An 18409-nucleotide genomic window follows, 5' to 3' on the forward strand; every position below is an offset into this window, starting at 1 on the left:
GCTGAATTGCGCCCGAAAAAAAACGCTTGGAATAATATCCAAACGCATTTACCACTTATTATTGCTTTTATGTATATTTCTGTGTACATAATCTCTATTTTTGTTGGAGGACCACTGTCCTAAAAAGGAAGCTATAATCATAAAAACTCCACCAACCGCAAAACTAAGAGTATATTTCCCTAAGAAAAATAATACGAAAGAACCTACAAGAGTGACTATCATTACAATGATAATCCAAATCGTTAATTTTTCTTTCTTATTACGATCCAATTGATTTCCTCCCTTGATCCACTAACATTTTAATGCTATTTCACTTAATTTCTTTGGTAACATATTTACATTTGTTAATACGGAAAATTCCAAAAAAAGTTTCAATGAAAATTCCATATAATTGATACCTTTACTACAATTTGGCCCTGAAACATAAAAAGAGCCCACTTCATTTTTGATCTACATAATAATCCACATCAAAAAAATTAATTGAGTAACTTAGTCATTATAAAGTCTACTTGTTCTTCATCGCCCATATAAAAAGAGTGGGCTCCAGTTTGAACAAACCCCAACTTTTTATAAAAGCCAATCGCATTTTCATTTTTTTCCCATACGCCTAACCAGATTTTCTTTTTATTACGTTCCATCGCCATTTCCATAGCTTTATTAAACAGATACTTACCAAGCCCGTGTTTTTGAAATTTATGCTTTATATAAATTCTCTCAATTTCAAGTGCCTCATCACCCATATCTTCAGACTGGGCATCCTCTGTGTTGACCTTTAAATATCCGGCGACTTCATTATTAAAAAAGACAAAAAAGAATCCAGAAGAAATATTGGATAATTCTTTTTCTAATTGTTTTAAGTTAAACGCGTTCTCTAAATAAGTATTCATATTTTCGGGCGAATTCTGATCCTTAAACGTCTCATAAAATGTTTCACAGCTAATTTCTTGAAGTAGTTGTAAATCTTCAACCGTACACTTTTTTATTTTCATTTTTAAATAGCGCTCCTTTATATAATCAATAGTTTCTCTTGTTTCCCTTTTTGACAAAGTCCCAGTCTATTTCTATATTTTTTCTCACTCTTTGAAGAAGATGAAAAATGGTTTCCATTTCCTCATCGGAAAATCCAGCTAAGGCAACTTTATTGGAATAATCATTTTCTCTTCTAATGAAAGGATAAACATTTTTTCCCTTCTCTATTGGAAAGAGCTTTTTAATTTTTTGATTGTGTGGATCATCTCTTTTTTCAATAAAGCCATTCATTTCAAGTTTTTTTATAGCACGGGCTGCTGTTGTTCGATCTACCTTTATCATTTCAGCCAACTTTTCTTGAATGATTCCAGGGTTTTCACATATTCTTACAAGGTACAAATACTGCCCTTTTGTCAAGTCATATTCCTTAAATTCAATATTACTTATTGAATCTAATGCCCTTGCTATCATTCCAATTTCTCGAAGAATTTCCTTCATAATTAACTCCTTAAAACATTATTTTGTTGCAAATGCAATAAAAACAATATATATTTAATTTAACCTAACTTTGTTGTATTTACAACAAAAATTTACGTTTATGAGGTCGATTAAAGTGAAATATGCTACCTATGTATTAGGAATTTTAATATTAACCTTTGGTATTTCATTCACAATACAATCAGACCTTGGAACTTCCCCTTTTGATGCACTTTTAGTAGGACTGTCTAAAAATGTGGGGCTTACTGTAGGAAGCTGGGAAATCATAATAGCTTCATATTAATAGGTTGTAATTCTATGTTAAAAAGACAAAGACCAGAAGTTTTGGGGTTGCTAACAGCATTTATAACGGGGATTGGTATTGATTTGTGGCTTTATTTAGTTAATGATTTGATAGAACCTGAACATTTTTTCACTAAATTTATTTTCTTAGGGATAGGATTGATCATCATAGGGTTAGGAACTGCCATCTATTTACATGCCAATTTTGCACCAATTCCTGTTGACCATTTAATGCTAATAATTCGAGAATTAACTGGAATAAGCATTATGTTCTCTAAAACGTTGATTTATTTACTTTTCCTGGCAATGGCTTTCTTATTTAATGGACCCATTGGTATTGGGACTATCTTTACCGTTTGTACGGGCGGACCAATTCTAAATTTCTTTATGCCATTGGTTACTAAATTTATTAAGACTAATAGAATAACTGCTGGTGATAAAGACAAGACTCATTCTGCTTAAAGGGGTGTACATTTAATTTAAAGACCCTTACATAAAGAAAGAGCGTAATTCTTAATGTGAATTGCGCCCGATAATTCTAAAGGATTACTCCTGCAACACATTTGCATCCCCGCCTATTTTTGTTGGCAGCGTTGCTGTTATTAGCCCTTGAATTCTTGCTGGAGAATTGCTTTCGAACTTGAATTTTTTATCATCCAAACAATCCAAAAAAGTCAGTCGTAAACATCGAAAGTAAAAATATTGATATTTACACTAATTGAATAGCCGAATAAATATACTCATTCCTGTTTTCTGCATATCTCCCAAAACTGAACTATTCTTTATGCTAGTCTTTTACTTTCCTGTTAGAAAGTTTGAAAAGCAGTCATACTAGTTCTATTTTATTTATTATTTACTTGAAAAAGCTCATAATAACGTTCTTTATCTAGGCCTTCTAATTCCAAATCAAAATCAAACCACTTCAATGTTTTTTGACTCATTTTTTCAATAATAAAAGGTATATCGTTTTCCATTGCAATTCTCTTGATTTCAATAGTCTGCTCTAAATTAGACTCTAACATCATTGGAAAATGATAAACTACTTTATTTTTTTGATTACTGGGTTGAAAGGTCACTTTCCAAACAAACCTTGTCTCATCGGTGGTATTAGATAAACCTGCATAATGGACATAAGGTTCCACATAGACACTGTCTATCTCTTCATATGGAATAATATGCTTTTCGCCCTTCCAGTTACTTGATACTAATCCCTTTTCTTCATGTATTCCTCTATAATCTGAGAACATGAGATAATTGAATCCAATTAAAAGAATAATGGTTCCAATAATCATAATATTTAATAGCCTATTTCGTTTTAATTCTGGATTAAGAAATCGACAAGCAAATAGGGCGATAAGAATTATAAACACACCAAGAGACAAATCGCCTAGAATACCCGATGCGGGTTCATAAACAATAAAGTGTTCATCTACAAATGTATGTCTCTTAAAATCATCATAATTTGCTTGTAAATAGATTAATAGAGGAAGAATAAAAAAGAAAAATATGTAGATGGATACCCAACGTTTTCCTCGGTGCTTAAATTCATACTTTGAAGTTCTGATTATTAGACCACTGATAAAAAGAGGAAGACTAATCATCCAAAACATTAGATTGGCAATAATAATATCCTCCTGATAGTAGATAGCACAGCTTAAGGCTAGTATCAAACTAAAAGTAATGATTATGATCCCACCGTGTTTTCTCATTCTACCACCCCATGTTTACCTCTAATTAATTTATTATTTACTTATGTGATTAGAGTATCATATTCCTTAGTAATGTTACTCCACAATCTCTCTTTTGAGGGAAAACCTACCAAAAAGGGTTAATGAAACACACTTCCTAAAATCTCAGCTATCACATTTTTAATAGAAACAATTGGAAAATCATAACTTAAAAGCTATAATATAACCAATATTTACAAAAAGGTGAAAAGCAAACTAGTTGAAAGACTAGGACGCAAAGCCGACGGGTCTAAAATCAATTGATTAGGACGGCTGGGTTGCCTCTAAATGAGAGGGATAGAACGAATGAGTTATATAAACAAAAATACTCAAGTATTAGATGAAACATCGGTTTTATCTGCGATGGAGTCCAACTTAGCAATGATAGAATTCAACTTAAACAGAAGAGTCATATGGGTAAATGAAAATTTCGCAAAGACATTAGGTTATTCTGTTAATGAAATGCTAAAGATGTCGCATCAGCAATTTTGCACGCAGGAATTTAGAAATAGTAAAAGGTATGAAGAATTATGGGCTGATCTTGGTAAGGGAGTAAAATTCCAAGAAAAGATCGAAAGAGTTGGTAAAGAGAATAATCTCCTTTGGCTTGAAGCTATATATATTCCAGTTCGTAACGAAGAGGGAAAGGTGAATGCCGTTCTAAAAATCGCAACAAATATAACAGAACATGAAAATAATACAAGAAAAATTATTTCTCAATTAAAAGATATGCCTGCAGAATTAGTCAATATCGTTGTCGCAAATACTACAGAAAAAATACAAGCTATTGATTCACTTAATAAGCAAACTGAGCTCATAAGAGAAATATCTAAAACAATACGTAGAATTTCATCACAAACAAATATGCTAGCGCTAAACGCAGCAATTGAAGCTGCCCGTGTAGGAGAACATGGAAAAGGTTTCAAGGTGGTAGCTGATGAAGTACGAATATTGGCTGGTAATGTCGATCATGCAATAAAAAGTGTAAATACCAATGTAGAAATCATTTCAACAGAAGTAGAAAGAGTTAGTAAAATAACAAATGACTTACAAAAAAAAATATTAGACACCCAGTCTGCATTTAATAAAATCATAGAAGAGTTTGAGAACGTTGCAAAATAATGAATGAAAACTTTTGATCAACTGATCATTTAATAACTAGCCCATTTCAAAACGCTAGATTCCGGGTAAAGATAATACTCTACAAAAGGATTTTAAATTGTTTATTTAAATGTAATTAGGAGAATTCGTGATTATGTGATACACTTTGTTTACCATTTGATTTACTGTTTATATGTGCCCTACTCATTCGTGAGTAGGGTTTCCTTTTTTTAAGATAAATAAAAAAAAACAGACTCTATAAAGAGCCTGCCTTGGTTTTATTATTAAGCTTTACGAACGTTAGCTGCTTGAGCTCCACGTTGGCCTTGCTCAACATCGAAAGTCACTGCTTGACCTTCTTCTAAAGTTTTGAAACCTTCGCCTTGGATAGCTGAGAAATGAACGAATACGTCTTCTCCACCTTCACGCTCGATGAATCCGAAACCTTTTTCGCTGTTAAACCATTTTACTTTACCATTTTCCATTGTTGTTGCCTCCTCGTGTGCAAAACACACATTGTATTACTATCCTTGCTCTCAGTGATCATCAAGACGAAAAGTTTTACTTATACTATCCTTTACACCGAACAAAAATAATTCCTTTTTAGAATAGCATTTTTTTAATTTGTTTGCAAGGAACCTGATTCATTAATAAATGCATCCTATAGCTGATTTGATAGCATACTCCCCATAAAGCAGGTCAAAACCACATTTTTTGTGGAAACAATTACATTATCCAATCCAAAGCGTTGAGATTCTCGCAACAATTTCAATTATCCTTTTTATTAACTTTGATATAAAAAACTGTTAAGATAATAAAGATAATAAACATCAAAGAGATTGCAGGTGATTAACATATTAGAAATTAAGACATCTACGTTAAGTGATGGAGAATTTAATCGAGGCGTATTTGCAACCGTTGATATAGTGAAAGGTGAGCTGATCCATGAAGCCCCAGTCCTACCATATCCTAATAAAGAGCATGAATTCATTGAAAAAACTTTGCTAGCAGATTATGTGTTCGAGTATGGACAAAATCATACAGCTATTTTGCTCGGATACGGAATGCTTTTTAATCATTCGTATGAGCCTAATGCCACTTATGTGATTAACTTTCAAAATCATACGTTTGACTTCTATGCCTACACTGATATAAAAGCCGGGGAAGAAATCCTGATCAACTATAATGGAGATGTTGATGATAAGGAACCGCTATGGTTCGATAAAGACTAAATTTTAAGTAATGATTAATAGTTGACGACAGGAAATTAGACTTATAAATATGATACTTACAATTGTACTTACAAATTTAACTCTATTTCCTGTTCATCTATTTTTTGATTTTTATCGTTTGAATAAGGTTAAATTCGCCATTATCATGAACTTAAAATTATTTACGGGGAGAGGTAAAGATGAAAATTTATGTTGATGCAGATGCTTGTCCAGTAAAAGATATCATTATCTCTGAAGGTACGAATGCACAAATTCCTGTTATCCTCGTTTCTAGCTTTTCTCATTTTTCGAATGCGAAACAACCATCAGGAGTAGAAACCATTTATGTTGATTCTGGAGCAGATGCTGCTGATTATCGGATTATGAAGTTAGCAAAAAAAGGCGATTTAATTGTAACACAAGACTATGGTCTTGCTTCGCTAGGTTTAGCAAAAGGGTGTACGGTCCTTCACCATAATGGCTCTAGCTATACAAATGAAAACATTGACCAATTATTACAAACACGTTATTTGAGTGCCATGGCTCGAAAAAGCGGAAAGCGTACAAAGGGACCAAAACCATTTACTTCAGAAGATAGAGAGAAGTTTAAGGAGCTTTTTAAAAGAGCAATTTCACACTAAAAAAGAACTGTGCATTTTTAAGAAAAACCTAGTAACAAACAAATATTAAACTAACCTAACCCATTTGCTGATAAAGAAAAAAGCAAACTCCTTTAAAGGAGCTCGCACACGTTAGGCAGTAATATAATTGTATTCACTATTTTTCGGTAAGAAACTTCAACTATTACTCTTGGACTCATTTTCAACATTCGTTTTTTTGGTACCTTTACTAACATAAGGTTTTGCACTCTTTTTTTTATTTGCACTAGCTTGCCAACGATTCCATCCCTTCTTGCCTGTTCCTCTCCCTGTTCCACCTTTTCCTTTAGCCTTACTCATAAAATCACTCCATTATTATTCTAGGTTGAGTTCCCTATCTAGTTAGTTTTAGTCTTTTAACTCGGTTATTAACCAAGCATATTGCAATAAATAACAACTTTTCAGTCACCCATACTATTGTATAGAAAAACTAAACTAATATCGACTGCACGGAATTTCCCTTTTTTCACTAACCTGACTGTTACTTCAATAAGAAAAAGCCATTCTCCTTATTGAAGAATAGCTAACGTTAGTTTAATAATCAATTGAATTAGCGATTTCAACTAATATTTCTGGTGTCACTTTGTTTGCTATCCGTATATTAACTACAAGCAAATATTGCTTAAAGAAATATCTTCTATTTATATAAGACTAGTTCGCCTTCCCCATTTAATTATATTTGATCCAAGCTTAGCAAAGTCAGTTTAACGCAAATTAATTTGCTGTTTTTAATTAGTTCAATCATTACTGTCAGGTAATCTATATGTTCAAACCCTCACCGGAATTTTTGTAAATCTGGAATACTTGCCTCTACTTATGTTCGTGGTGGGTGGTACTTCCATTTACCAAAGGATGGTTTCTTTTTGTTTTTCTTGACATACAAAAGGGCAATCCCTCAGCCAATTTTTAGGGTTTTGGGACAGTACCTCTAATCCATTAACTGATAGAAAACCTGTTCAATTTTGCCTCAGTACCAAGCATGACATTGTTAAGCAAATTCCCTCGGCTCTCTTATCCCCTTCTGAAATAGAGGCTGCGTAAAAAGTTCTTGCTGTTCACGCGAGCAATCACCTGACTGCGACTTCTCGGCAAATTGCAGCATTGAGCTAAGCCGCTAATCCAATTTGCGATTTCTTGATGCGGAAGTAACTCTTTGTCAATCATCGTATCCACGATGTTGACCAAACGCTCATCATCCTCATCGCTAAAAATATGTTTACCATTATGAAGCATGCCAGAAATAGCAACAAGAACCTCGTGCAGCATTGCGACGCTCCTCTCCTTGCACTGCACCAGTTCGACAAAAACATCCGCACCGTGAGACACGCTGTGAGCCCAGCCTCCTACTGTAAGGTAACCTCGCATATCCTTCTCCTCTTTATAATAACGGAGCATAGAATGCATTAATTGCTCAATATCCGCTTGATTTAAAAATGGATTCTGTCTGTGGCGTTGCACAATCAAAGCGATAGGCAAGGCAGAGAACGTTCTTGTAAAAACTGACTGATCATCTTCACTGCCAATATTATAGAACAAATGGTTCTCATCCCTCTCATCATTCGTTCATTCGCCTCTCCGAGATCATGAGTCAGTGGAAACTCTACTTATTCCTACTCCCATGCCTTGGATGCATTAAATTTAGACTTCAATTCATTGCACCGGGGAACTTATCAGGATGAAGGCCAAATCCAACACTGAAATGTCCAGGAAGCTTAAACACTTCACCAGGAAGAACAGATACTTCCGTACTCTAATAAAGTTCCATCAAATCAAATAAGACAGCCTTAATCATTTTACATCCTCTCCCAAGAAACATAATTCTTTATCATTAACCTAAATACCTTCTTCAAGTATCTGTTTCAGATATAATAAGGACGCTCATTCATATTAATGAATGGCGCCATTAATAGAATACCTTAATATTATCTCAATCATAAAATCAATTATTTCTTCTTTACTAAAGCTACCTGTTAATTGAAAAATCAAATAAACATAACTTCCTCTATCACATAATTTAACTCCCTTGGGAAATACTAATTTTAGTAATAGTTTTAATTTTTTAGAGTTCATTATTAATGTTAATAGTCGTTTTAACATGGCGATTTTATATAACTTTCAAGGAGATATTAGGGGAGCAATCGAAGCAACAAATTACCTATGGCTAATGTCCTATCCCTGTCTATATATGTTTGCTATGTGGGATGCTTATAAAGATGCTGAAGGAGAAACACAAACCTATTCATATCTTCCATTTGTATTTGGAGCATATTTTATAACAATTGGACTTATGTATTCTCCCTCATTTAAATTAGGGGAAATATTACTTGGGCCTGTATGGCTTCCAATTTTGTCTTTAATTCCAGGCTTATTGGTAGGGTACTTTGTAAGGGGTATCTTAATGTGTATTAAGGTTTAACAACAGTGATTATAAAATAAACGGAGGCTTATATTATGACTCAACAACATCCTTTAACTTCAAGTGAATTAGGAACATTATGGATGACCTATCAATCAAAAACAATGATCCTGAGAATGCTTGAATATTTTATAGCACAAGCAGATGACACTCAAGCTAAAGAAATTATGCAAAATTCTCATCATAAAATTATTAACTATGTAGAGAATATTAAAAACATCTTCATAAATGAAGGTGCTGTCATTCCTGTCGGATTTACAGAACAAGATGTTAATATTGGTGTTCCTAAGCTATATGATAACAGGTTTGACATTATGTTCCTTCGTCTTCTCAAAGAAATAAACATGGGATTACATACGCTCCATATTAATATGGCATATCGCAAAGATGTCGTTCTTCTTTATAAGGATTTAACTTCATTTACTCAAGGCGTTTACGATCAATGTGTGGACTATTTGCAAGAGAAAGATGTTTTACCACGACCTCCTGCTGTAACTATGCCAAAGTCTGTGGAGTTTGTAGAGGGAACGAATTATATGAGTGGTTTTAATTTATTTTCTGAAAAACGTGCTTTGAATACGATTGAAGTAGCACATTTATATCACGCAATTGAATCAAATATTATTGGAATGCAATTAATTACGGGCTTCGCACAAGTAGCAAATGAACCAGAAGTAAAAAAATACTTCATAAAGGGAAAAGAATTAGCGAAAAAAATTGTGACTGACAATACTCAATTATTTCTTCAAAGTGATATTCAACCACCTTCAACATGGGGGGCAAATGCAACGGACTCTAAGGTAGCCCCTTTTTCAGATAAACTGATGATGTATTGTACCAGTCTTTTTTGCAGTTTTGGTTTAGGAAGTAATGCTTTAGGAACAGCATTTAGTTTGCGAAGTGACCTCCCATTAAAAATGATTAGTGAAGCAAAAGACATATTAACTTATGGGCAGGAGGGTGGGAAACTCATGGCGAAAAATGGTTGGCTTGAAGAGCCTCCACAAATGCAGGATAGGAATCAATTAACTAAATAAACAATATGCAATTACTAAAATAATACAAGCTCTCCTTACTATTAGGAGAGCTTTATTATTTTACTTATAAAAATATTGATTAGGGGTTCGTTTATCTTACACACTTTATTTCTACTCCTTCTTACACTAAACTGCCCGGTAGTACAATAAGTTCAATTAATCAACATTGCTTTTGTTTATAATTCCGCCCAAGTTGGTGGTACCAATAAAGCATAAAATTTCCTAAAATAAAATAAAGCATAAGCTTTCCAAACGGAAATCTTATGCTTTACGTCACACAATAAATAAAAAACCACCAAATATGTATTTGGTGGAGACGGAGGGAGTCGAACCCTCGTCCAGAAATATCGGCACTTAAGCTTCTACGAGTGTAGTCGATATATTCGCGCTTCGCTGATCCTTCTGCCTATCGACAGGCGTCCGGTCAGCTAGTCTGGTTGTTCTCTTCCTTCATCCTCAGACGGTGGAATCCGGCGTAGCCCACTTAAAGTGAGTCCCTTACCCTACCACATGGGCAATGGAGGGAGGAACCGCTAAGCGCTATTAAGCAGCTAAAGCGAAGTTGTTTTGTTGTTTGCCAGTTATTGGCTTTGACGTTTTAACGAGGCCGATCCCCTCGACTCGCGACCTAAGCTCGAACTATCCCTGTCGAATCCGTAGCGTCCCCATTGTAAAAAAATCGGCGGCGAATCTCTGCGTCAACTCACTCGTCGGTATCCTCACGTACCAACTACGTACGTTCCGGTACCTCCTTGATCGTTTCCTTGACCTTCTTGCCGCTTTTTTTCCAATGAAGTGAAGTATTATTCATACTGTCCACTTCCGGAATGCTCAAGGAAGCTTGAGCTAAAGTATTGTCACGTCCTCGTGACAGTTATTATTATAGCACACGATACTGCAATTTCATAATGTAAGTTTTTGTAAAACAATCCTACATCTTCTGTCTATCACGGAAAGCACGTTCAACTTCACGCTTAGCTTCTTTCTTCTTCAAGTCTTCGCGCTTATCGTATTTCTTCTTCCCTTTGGCAAGCCCAATTAAAACCTTGGCAAAACCATTTTTTAAATACATTTTCAATGGTACGAGTGAATAGCCGATTTCCTTTGTATCACCAATCAATTTGTTGATTTCTTTGCGATTAAGAAGCAGCTTTCTTGTACGGAGTGGATCATGGTTATAACGATTTCCCTGTTCATAAGGGCTGATATGCATGCCGATTAGGTAAACTTCCCCCTTTTCGATTCTTGCATATGAATCCTTCAGGTTCACTTTGCCTGCACGAATTGATTTGATTTCTGTTCCTTGAAGGACAATTCCTGCTTCGTATGTTTCTTCTATTGAAAAATCATGATAGGCTTTTTTATTCTGAGCCACCATTTTCCCTGCGCCCTTTGGCATGACATTTCCCCCTTTATCTTTTTTTACTGTCGGTAAATGTCGTTTAGCTAAGGAGGCTAACCGGCAGAAAAAAAACTGTAATTAAGCTAAAGTCTATTTTAGCAAAATTCTTCAGTATCCTCAACGGTTGGGCAAATGACAAACATCCAGCAGCCACATACCTGCCTGCTAGATGTTTGTATATTTATTTAGTATTTAAATTTCGTAATTAATTCATTCAATTCTTCTGCCATCTTCGTCAGTGCTTTTGCTGAATTCGAGACTTCCTCCATCGAAGCCAACTGTTCTTCTGTTGTTGCCGCAACTTCCTCAGAAGTTGCTGCATTAGCTTGAGCGATCGTCGTAAGCTCTTTTGCAATTTCTGAAATGTCCGCTATGCTTGAGGCAATTTCTTGGGTGAATTCAGAAACCTCTTCCATCCTTGGAGTCACTTCTTTTGTACTCTGGAGGATTTCATTAAATTTCTCTATTGCCTCTTTTGACACCTTTACCCCCGCTTGTACATCATTTGTGACACGTGCCATTACATGAACTGATCTTTCAGTATCCCGCTGAATTCCTTGGACAATATTGTATATTTCTTTTGCGGAGGTACTGGATTGCTCGGCAAGGCTGCGGACCTCACCGGCAACAACAGCAAATCCTTTTCCGTGTTCACCTGCTCTTGCTGCTTCGATGGCTGCATTTAATGAGAGCAAATTCGTTTGTTCCGCAATACCCGTAATGACATCTAAAATTGAGCTAACTTCTTTTGATCGGTCATACAAGGACTTAATTGTTTCATTCGATTCCTTTACAGCCTCAGAAATGGAATTCATCTGGCTCATTGTATCTTCAACAGCTTTTCCGCCTATTTCAGCTTGTTTCGTCGTATGATTCGCTAAATCCGAAATTTCAGCAGATAATTCCGCAATATGTACTACATCTTTAGAAACTTCCTCTATTGATTGTGCATTTTGTTCTAGGCTATAAGTTTGTTTCTCTGCATTTCCAGCCATCTCTTGAATAGAGGATGCCACTTCTTCTGTTGCACTTGAAGTCTGCTCAGCACTTGCTGTCAGTTCCTCAGAAGATGCAGCAACCTGTTCAGCATGCTGTTCAATTTGCTGAATGACTGTTTTTAAGCTAATCTGCATATCATTAAATGCATGACCAAGTTGTCCAACTTCATCATTGGACTTCACTTCTATTAATTCTGTTAAGTCCCCTTTGCTTACTGTTATTGCTTTTTCCTTAAGATTTCTAATCGGTTTAATAATCGATTTAATGATAAATAATACAGCGATGGCTCCAAGAATAAAGGCAGCAATGATAACAACTAGAGTTGTTCGTAAAATCGGTGAAGCCGCATCACTAACATCAGAAAGATCAACTGCACCTGCTATCTTCCATCCTGTTAATGTGTTCGTTGCAAAGGACATTATTTTATCAGTTCCACTAATATTGTATTTAAATTTCCCATTATCTTGCGCATATACTTTATCGAAAAATGCTTCCTTTACTTCAGTGCCAGGTTTATAGGCTGGATGGGAAATGTATTTTCGATTTTTGTCGAGTAGTCCGGCATATCCACTTTTCCCGATTTTTACTTGATTCATTAATTCTTGAATATACCCTAATGATATATCAATTCCCACTACCCCTGATCCATCCTTAGCCGCTTGGGAAATGGCTATAACCATTTCACCGGAAGTGGAAATATAAGGCTCAGATATAACTGCCTTACCCTTATTCGCCATTGCGTTATTGTACCATTCTCTTTTGCGTGGATCATAGCCTTCCGGAATTGGAGACTTTGGTTCTTCTATTAGCTCCCCATCCTCAGTTCCTACATACATTGATATAGTTTCTGGATGAAATTGCTTGTACTGATATAATTGCGATCTTAAATAAGGATTGCCATCATTTTGATACTGTTCTCGAAGTACTCCTCCAGAAATTATATCCATATCATGAACGATCGGCTGAATAGCACTATCGATGGATGAGTTTAACAATTTTATATTTTCTGCAAAGCCGTCTAATTTTGCTTGTATAACCGCATCTTTTGCTGAACTATACGAAATTAGACCAATCGAAATTGTAGGAATAATAAGTATTGTGGCAAAAGCCAAAATTAATTTGGTTCTTAGATTACTGAACATCTTGTTGCCTTTTTTCACTCTCAGGACCTCTTTCTACACTTAATTATTCATTTATGTCGAAAAAATTGATCATTTAAAAAATCATAATCAATTTGGATTTTTACTCACTTAGTATAATTAAACATCATTTCTAACAAGGAACATCTGAGGTATTATTTTACAATAACGAATTATAAATCAGAATTTTTTAGTAATCAACACACTTCTACAATTTGTTACATTTTTCCACAAATTTCACCATAAAAAAAGAGCACCCATTTGGGCACTCTAATAAGCTATAGAAACGATAGCCATCTTAACGTTTTTTACTCTTTCTCGTTGCTTTAGGCGCATTTTCATAAAACTTTCTTTTCTTGCGGGGACTTTTACCTGAGCCGTTCCCATTTTTATTTTTCCCTTGACCTTGGCCTTGGTCTGACTTGCCTTTGCGCGCCTTTCGCTCACTGCTGCCAGTACGGATAATCTTAGGCATTTCGCGCGATTCCCGTCTGCGAGGAGTTCCTTTCATGCCGACAATTTCAAAATCAATGGAACGCTCATCTTTATTGACTTTAATTACACGAACCGTAATTTCATCCCCAATTCGGAAGACGTTTCCTGTTCGCTCACCAATCATCGCAAGTTGGCGCTCGTCATAGCGATAATAATCATCTGTCATATAGCTAACATGGATTAAGCCTTCAATCGTATTTGGAAGCTCGACAAACATGCCAAAATTCGTAACCGAGCTAATGATGCCATCGTATTCCTGGCCAATCTTATCTTCCATGTATTCTGCTTTTTTCAGCTCGTCGGTTTCTCGCTCTGCATCAACCGCTCTTCGCTCCATATTAGAGGAATGCTCAGCAATATCAGGAAGAAGGGCATTCCATTTTTCACGTGTTGGTGCATCCAGCTTCCCTTGGATTAAATAGGTGCGGATTAACCGATGCACAATTAAGTCCGGATAACGGCGGATTGGCGAAGTAAAATGTGTGTAAAACTCTGTTGATAACCCAAAGTGTCCCAAACTTTCAGGATAGTATTTCGCCTGCTGCATGGAACGGAGCATGACTGTTGAGATAACCATTTCCTCCGGCTTTCCTTGCACTTCTTCAATAATCTCCTGCAGCGCACGCGGATGTACCGAATTGGCTGTCCCTCTTACTAAATAGCCGAAGTTCGTAATAAACTCGAAAAATCTTCTGAGCTTATCCTCTTTCGGATCCTCATGAATACGATAGATAAATGGAACTTCCAGCCAGTGGAAATGCTCTGCAACTGTTTCGTTAGCAGCAAGCATAAATTCTTCAATCAGCCTTTCCGCTGTAGAACGCTCACGCAATACAACATCGGTTGGTTTTCCATCATCTTCTACAAGTACCTTTGCTTCTTTGAAATCAAAGTCAATAGCACCGCGTTTCATCCGCTTTTCCCTTAAAATTTGCGCAAGCTCACCCATTAACCTGAACATTGGAATGAGCGGCTCATAACGCTTCAGCAGCTCTTCATCCTGATCCTCTAGAATACGATTTACATCTGAATACGTCATTCTTTCCGTTGTCTTAATGACGCTCTGGAAGATCTCATGGGAAACGACCTCTCCGCTTGGAGTGATTTCCATTTCACATGATAACGTCAGTCGATCTACTTTCGGATTTAAGGAGCAAATTCCATTTGACAGACGGTGCGGAATCATCGGAATCACTCTATCTACTAAGTAGACACTAGTTCCACGATCAGCCGCTTCCCTGTCGATTGGAGAGTCCTCTGTCACATAATGAGTGACATCAGCAATATGGACACCAAGCTTGTAGTTGCCGTTTTCCAATTTCGTAACTGTTACCGCATCATCTAAATCCTTCGCATCTGCACCATCAATCGTAACAATGGTCTCGTTTCTTAAATCACGGCGATTTTCAAGGTCACTTTCTGCAATTGTTTCTGGTGTTTGGTTTGCCTGATCCATCACTTCATCCGGAAATGCCATTGGCAGGCTATGCTTATGTATGATCGACAGGATGTCAACGCCTGGGTCATTTTTATGACCTAAAATTTGCACAACTTCCCCTTCTGCACTTTTTCGTCCTTCAGGATATGTTGTTAGCTTCACGACAACCTTATGTCCTTCAACAGCACCTAAAGAAGCACTTTTCGGAATGAAAATATCACTCGTGAACTTCTTGTCATCTGGGATAACAAAGCCAAAATGCTTGCTTTCCGTATACGTTCCAACAATTTGCTGAATGCCCCGCTCTAAAATGCGGACAATCGTTCCTTCTCTTCTTTGACCTGACGTTTCTGAGCTGACGCGAGCCAGTACAATATCACCATGCATCGCATTATTTGTTTCTGTTGGCGGAATGAAAATATCATCCATGCCAGGCTCTTCAGGAATAACAAATGCGAATCCCTTTGCATGCCCTGTTAGCTTCCCGCGAACGAGGTTCATTTTTTCAGGCAGGCCGTAGCGATTGCTTCTTGTTCTGACGACTAGCCCCTTTTCTTCCATTTTCACTAAGGCTTTGACGAAATCCTTGAATTCAGATGAATCCTTAATTTCGAAAGCCTCCTCCATCTCCTGCACGGTTAACGGCTTGTAAGCCTCATCCTTCATATAATAGAGGACTTTATCTATAATTTGTTGAATATTTTCCATTTACTTTTCCCTCCCTTTTGAGGTTTGTTTCTATTATTCTTCCCAATCGAGCTGTTCTAAAAACTGATAGATGTCTTCATGGAGCATTTCTTTTTCTTTATCAAATGTAATCACGTGTCCAGATTCCTCGTACCATTTTATCTGCTTTAAATCAGTTTCAACCGCGTTATAAATAATATTGGCACTATCCGTATTAATCATATGATCGTGACGCGCCTGGACAACGAAGGCCGGTGAATACACGGTATCAACATGGTTGCGCACATCTGTAATTAAGTTTTGCAGAGCTTTTAACGTTTTCATTGGTGTTTTTTGAAACTCTGCCATTTCCTGCTGGATCGTCTCGTCACTTTTTCCTTCCAGTCTTTTATATTCCCGCGCATATTGCAAAATTCCTTCATACATCACTTCTTCGCTTTTTATATACATGGGCGAACACATTGTCACAATTCCCTTTATAGGTACAGTGTATCCCAATTTTAGTGAAAATACGCCGCCTAGGGAAAGACCACAAACAGCAATTTCCTGATGACCTTTATTTTTTAAAAACTCGTAGCCATCCACAACATTTTTCCACCAATCATCTGGCCCAGTATGGACAAGCTCTTCCGGCGGAACGCCATGCCCTTTATAAAGAGGTGCATGGCATGTATAGCCTTTTCCTTCAAGAAAACGGCCTAGCATCCGGACATCTGCTGTTGTTCCAGTAAATCCATGAAGTAATAAAACAGCTCTCTTTCCACTGCCAAATGTAAATGGCTTCGGTGTCACAATTTTCATCTATGTAAAACTCCTTTTTATTAATCAATCGTTTGTTTAAATAATTTCATTTCTATTTTTAGCAAACCTGCCGGGAACAATCCAATGAAAAGCTTTTATGTAGACGAAAAAAAACCTGACCTTCATAAGGCCAGGCTGTTTTTTATAGCGCAACATAAGATACTAAAATAGTTAGAACAAAGAATAGTACAGCAAGAACAACTGTAATGCGGTGTAAGATTAAATCTAAACCGCGTGCTTTTTGTTTTCCAAAAAGCTGCTCCGCTCCACCTGAAATGGCACCGGAAAGACCAGCACTTTTACCAGATTGAAGAAGCACTACAAGAATGAGTCCGATAGAAACAATCGCTAATAATACGATTAATACTGTATGCATGAAGGCCACCTCCTGAAAACGCACAGCTACAATATTTTAAATTTATCATATTTTCGTAAGATGTACAATAGGATTGGCAAGTGATTTACATGTATAAAAGAGGAATTTTCTAAATTGTAACGAAATCATATGTAAACTAAAATAAGGAGTGGAAATTTTGATTGCTAAGGAACGAACGATACCTATTAAAATTCTAGCCAGTGAGGCGTTATTGAGAAGGCTTCCCGCAGATTTTGTGATGAGACCACTCATTGAAAAAGATTTGGCCAAACGAAAAGCCGGCTTTCGCGGAGAAGTTGCGACTGATTACTATGTTCACAAACTCCCCAAAAAAGAATTCACGATTCTCCATGACCTTCGCCTTTCTAATGGGCAAGACTACTTCCAAATTGATACACTCATCATTTCCCCTACATTTGCACTCATTCTCGAAATAAAAAACATTTCCGGCACTTTATTTTTCGACTCAAAATTTAAGCAGCTCATTCGTTATAGAAATGATAGTGAGGATGGCTTTTTGAATCCAATCTCCCAAGCTGATAGGCAGAAAAGGGAATTATTGAGCTGGCTCCTTCGCTATAACGTTTCGATTCCTATTGAGTTTCTAGTGGTGATTAGTAATCCCTCTACTGTCATCAAAAGTGACTCCCAAAATTATTTCGCTTTTAAAAATGTGCTTCACGCCCATGGAATGACTGAACGAGTAGGAAAAATAAAAGCATCTTATAAAAAAGAGGTATTAACAAAAAGAGAAATGAATAAGCTCACCAAAACTTTATTTAAAAGTCATACCCCCGAGACTTTTGACGTCCTGAATCATTATAAAATTTCCGCCAATAGCCTTGTGACCGGCGTTCAATGCACAAAATGCAAAGAGGCTAGGATGAAACGTATTTATGGCAGCTGGCAATGTACTGTTTGTGGGCATAAGGAACGAGGTGCACATAAAAGAGCGTTGTTAGATTACTATCTATTGTTAGGTAATAAGATAAGTAATCAACAATTTCGTAGTTTTTTGCAGCTTTCTAATGAAGATATCAGTCAAAAACTATTAAAATCGATGGAATTACCTCATTCCGGGGAAAATAAAGGAAGAGTTTACTACTTAGATATAGGTTTATTTCAAGATATCCTCTAGTTTTGCTAATATATCCGCTACTTTTTCATTATAT

The 18409-nt window shown here is 36.3% G+C and carries 16 protein-coding genes, 1 other RNA gene, 3 pseudogenes and 1 riboswitch; of the genes and pseudogenes, 7 read left to right on the top strand and 13 right to left on the bottom strand.

Features of this window, described 5'->3' with window-relative positions:
* Positions 1–48: 48 nt before the first annotated feature.
* The 3 genes from H0173_RS18175 to H0173_RS18185 form a co-directional block, all read right to left on the bottom strand.
* A complete protein-coding gene (locus H0173_RS18175) occupies positions 49–270 on the bottom strand; it encodes a hypothetical protein (protein ID WP_221848007.1) in 222 nt (73 codons plus the stop codon).
* Positions 271–476: 206 nt separating this feature from the next.
* The gene (gene paiA / locus H0173_RS18180) at positions 477–989 is read right to left on the bottom strand and encodes a spermidine/spermine N(1)-acetyltransferase (RefSeq protein ID WP_221848008.1); all 513 of its coding nucleotides are present in this window, start codon (positions 987–989) and stop codon (positions 477–479) included.
* Positions 990–1014: 25 nt separating this feature from the next.
* Positions 1015–1467 carry a MarR family winged helix-turn-helix transcriptional regulator gene (locus tag H0173_RS18185; RefSeq protein WP_221848010.1) on the bottom strand — a complete coding sequence of 151 codons (453 nt, stop codon included), beginning with the start codon at positions 1465–1467 and terminating at the stop codon, positions 1015–1017.
* Between the two features lie 115 nt (positions 1468–1582).
* Between H0173_RS18185 and H0173_RS18190 the strand changes: the two are divergent.
* A pseudogene (locus H0173_RS18190) lies at positions 1583–2211 on the top strand (YczE/YyaS/YitT family protein).
* Positions 2212–2591: 380 nt separating this feature from the next.
* Here H0173_RS18190 and H0173_RS18195 read toward each other — a convergent pair.
* Positions 2592–3458 carry a hypothetical protein gene (locus H0173_RS18195; protein WP_221848012.1) on the bottom strand — a complete coding sequence of 289 codons (867 nt, stop codon included), beginning with the start codon at positions 3456–3458 and terminating at the stop codon, positions 2592–2594.
* A 218-nt stretch (positions 3459–3676) separates the two neighbouring features.
* Positions 3677–3762: riboswitch (cyclic di-GMP riboswitch) on the top strand.
* 77 nt (positions 3763–3839) lie between these two features.
* On the opposite strand from H0173_RS18195, the pseudogene H0173_RS22835 reads away from it, so the two are divergent.
* Positions 3840–4172: pseudogene (locus H0173_RS22835) on the top strand (PAS domain-containing protein); the annotation flags it as partial.
* Between the two features lie 33 nt (positions 4173–4205).
* Positions 4206–4598, top strand: a complete 393-nt coding sequence (locus H0173_RS22840; RefSeq protein WP_260631259.1) for a methyl-accepting chemotaxis protein — start codon at positions 4206–4208, stop codon at positions 4596–4598.
* 263 nt (positions 4599–4861) lie between these two features.
* Here the strand turns inward: H0173_RS22840 and H0173_RS18205 are convergent, their stop codons facing one another.
* Entirely contained in the window at positions 4862–5062 is a 201-nt protein-coding gene (locus H0173_RS18205; protein WP_026574136.1) for a cold-shock protein, read from the bottom strand.
* Between the two features lie 369 nt (positions 5063–5431).
* Between H0173_RS18205 and H0173_RS18210 the strand changes: the two genes are divergently transcribed.
* Complete coding sequence (locus tag H0173_RS18210; protein WP_221848113.1) at positions 5432–5809, top strand: SET domain-containing protein; 378 nt, start codon at positions 5432–5434, stop codon at positions 5807–5809.
* 179 nt (positions 5810–5988) lie between these two features.
* Positions 5989–6429, top strand: coding sequence for a YaiI/YqxD family protein (locus H0173_RS18215; protein ID WP_221848016.1), 441 nt, complete (start codon positions 5989–5991; stop codon positions 6427–6429).
* 156 nt (positions 6430–6585) lie between these two features.
* Here H0173_RS18215 and H0173_RS18220 read toward each other — a convergent pair whose 3' ends face one another.
* On the bottom strand, positions 6586–6747 hold the full coding sequence (locus H0173_RS18220; protein WP_221848017.1) for a DUF3934 family protein: 162 nt from the start codon (positions 6745–6747) through the stop codon (positions 6586–6588).
* Between the two features lie 636 nt (positions 6748–7383).
* Positions 7384–7995: pseudogene (locus H0173_RS18225) on the bottom strand (DUF2785 domain-containing protein); the annotation flags it as partial.
* Positions 7996–8898: 903 nt separating this feature from the next.
* On the opposite strand from H0173_RS18225, the gene H0173_RS18230 reads away from it, so the two are divergent.
* Positions 8899–9900, top strand: a complete 1002-nt coding sequence (locus tag H0173_RS18230; RefSeq protein ID WP_221848019.1) for a DUF3231 family protein — start codon at positions 8899–8901, stop codon at positions 9898–9900.
* A 308-nt stretch (positions 9901–10208) separates the two neighbouring features.
* Here H0173_RS18230 and ssrA read toward each other — a convergent pair.
* From ssrA to secG, 6 genes are all read right to left on the bottom strand, one after another.
* Positions 10209–10567: a transfer-messenger RNA gene (gene ssrA / locus H0173_RS18235) on the bottom strand.
* A gap of 264 nt (positions 10568–10831) precedes the next feature.
* Positions 10832–11299 (bottom strand): SsrA-binding protein SmpB, encoded by a 468-nt coding sequence (gene smpB, locus H0173_RS18240; protein WP_221848021.1) that lies wholly within the window; start codon positions 11297–11299, stop codon positions 10832–10834.
* A gap of 188 nt (positions 11300–11487) precedes the next feature.
* Positions 11488–13461, bottom strand: a complete 1974-nt coding sequence (locus H0173_RS18245) for a methyl-accepting chemotaxis protein (protein ID WP_313770669.1) — start codon at positions 13459–13461, stop codon at positions 11488–11490.
* A 277-nt stretch (positions 13462–13738) separates the two neighbouring features.
* A complete protein-coding gene (gene rnr, locus H0173_RS18250; RefSeq protein WP_221848023.1) occupies positions 13739–16081 on the bottom strand; it encodes a ribonuclease R in 2343 nt (780 codons plus the stop codon).
* 33 nt (positions 16082–16114) lie between these two features.
* Positions 16115–16861, bottom strand: a complete 747-nt coding sequence (locus tag H0173_RS18255; protein WP_221848025.1) for an alpha/beta hydrolase — start codon at positions 16859–16861, stop codon at positions 16115–16117.
* A gap of 142 nt (positions 16862–17003) precedes the next feature.
* The gene (gene secG, locus H0173_RS18260; protein WP_221848026.1) at positions 17004–17237 is read right to left on the bottom strand and encodes a preprotein translocase subunit SecG; all 234 of its coding nucleotides are present in this window, start codon (positions 17235–17237) and stop codon (positions 17004–17006) included.
* A 157-nt stretch (positions 17238–17394) separates the two neighbouring features.
* On the opposite strand from secG, the gene H0173_RS18265 reads away from it, so the two are divergent.
* Positions 17395–18375, top strand: coding sequence for an NERD domain-containing protein (locus H0173_RS18265; RefSeq protein WP_221848028.1), 981 nt, complete (start codon positions 17395–17397; stop codon positions 18373–18375).
* Positions 18376–18409 lie beyond the last annotated feature (34 nt).

The sequence above is a fragment of the Bacillus sp. S/N-304-OC-R1 genome, from assembly GCF_019749375.1.
Classification (GTDB): domain Bacteria; phylum Bacillota; class Bacilli; order Bacillales; family Cytobacillaceae; genus Cytobacillus.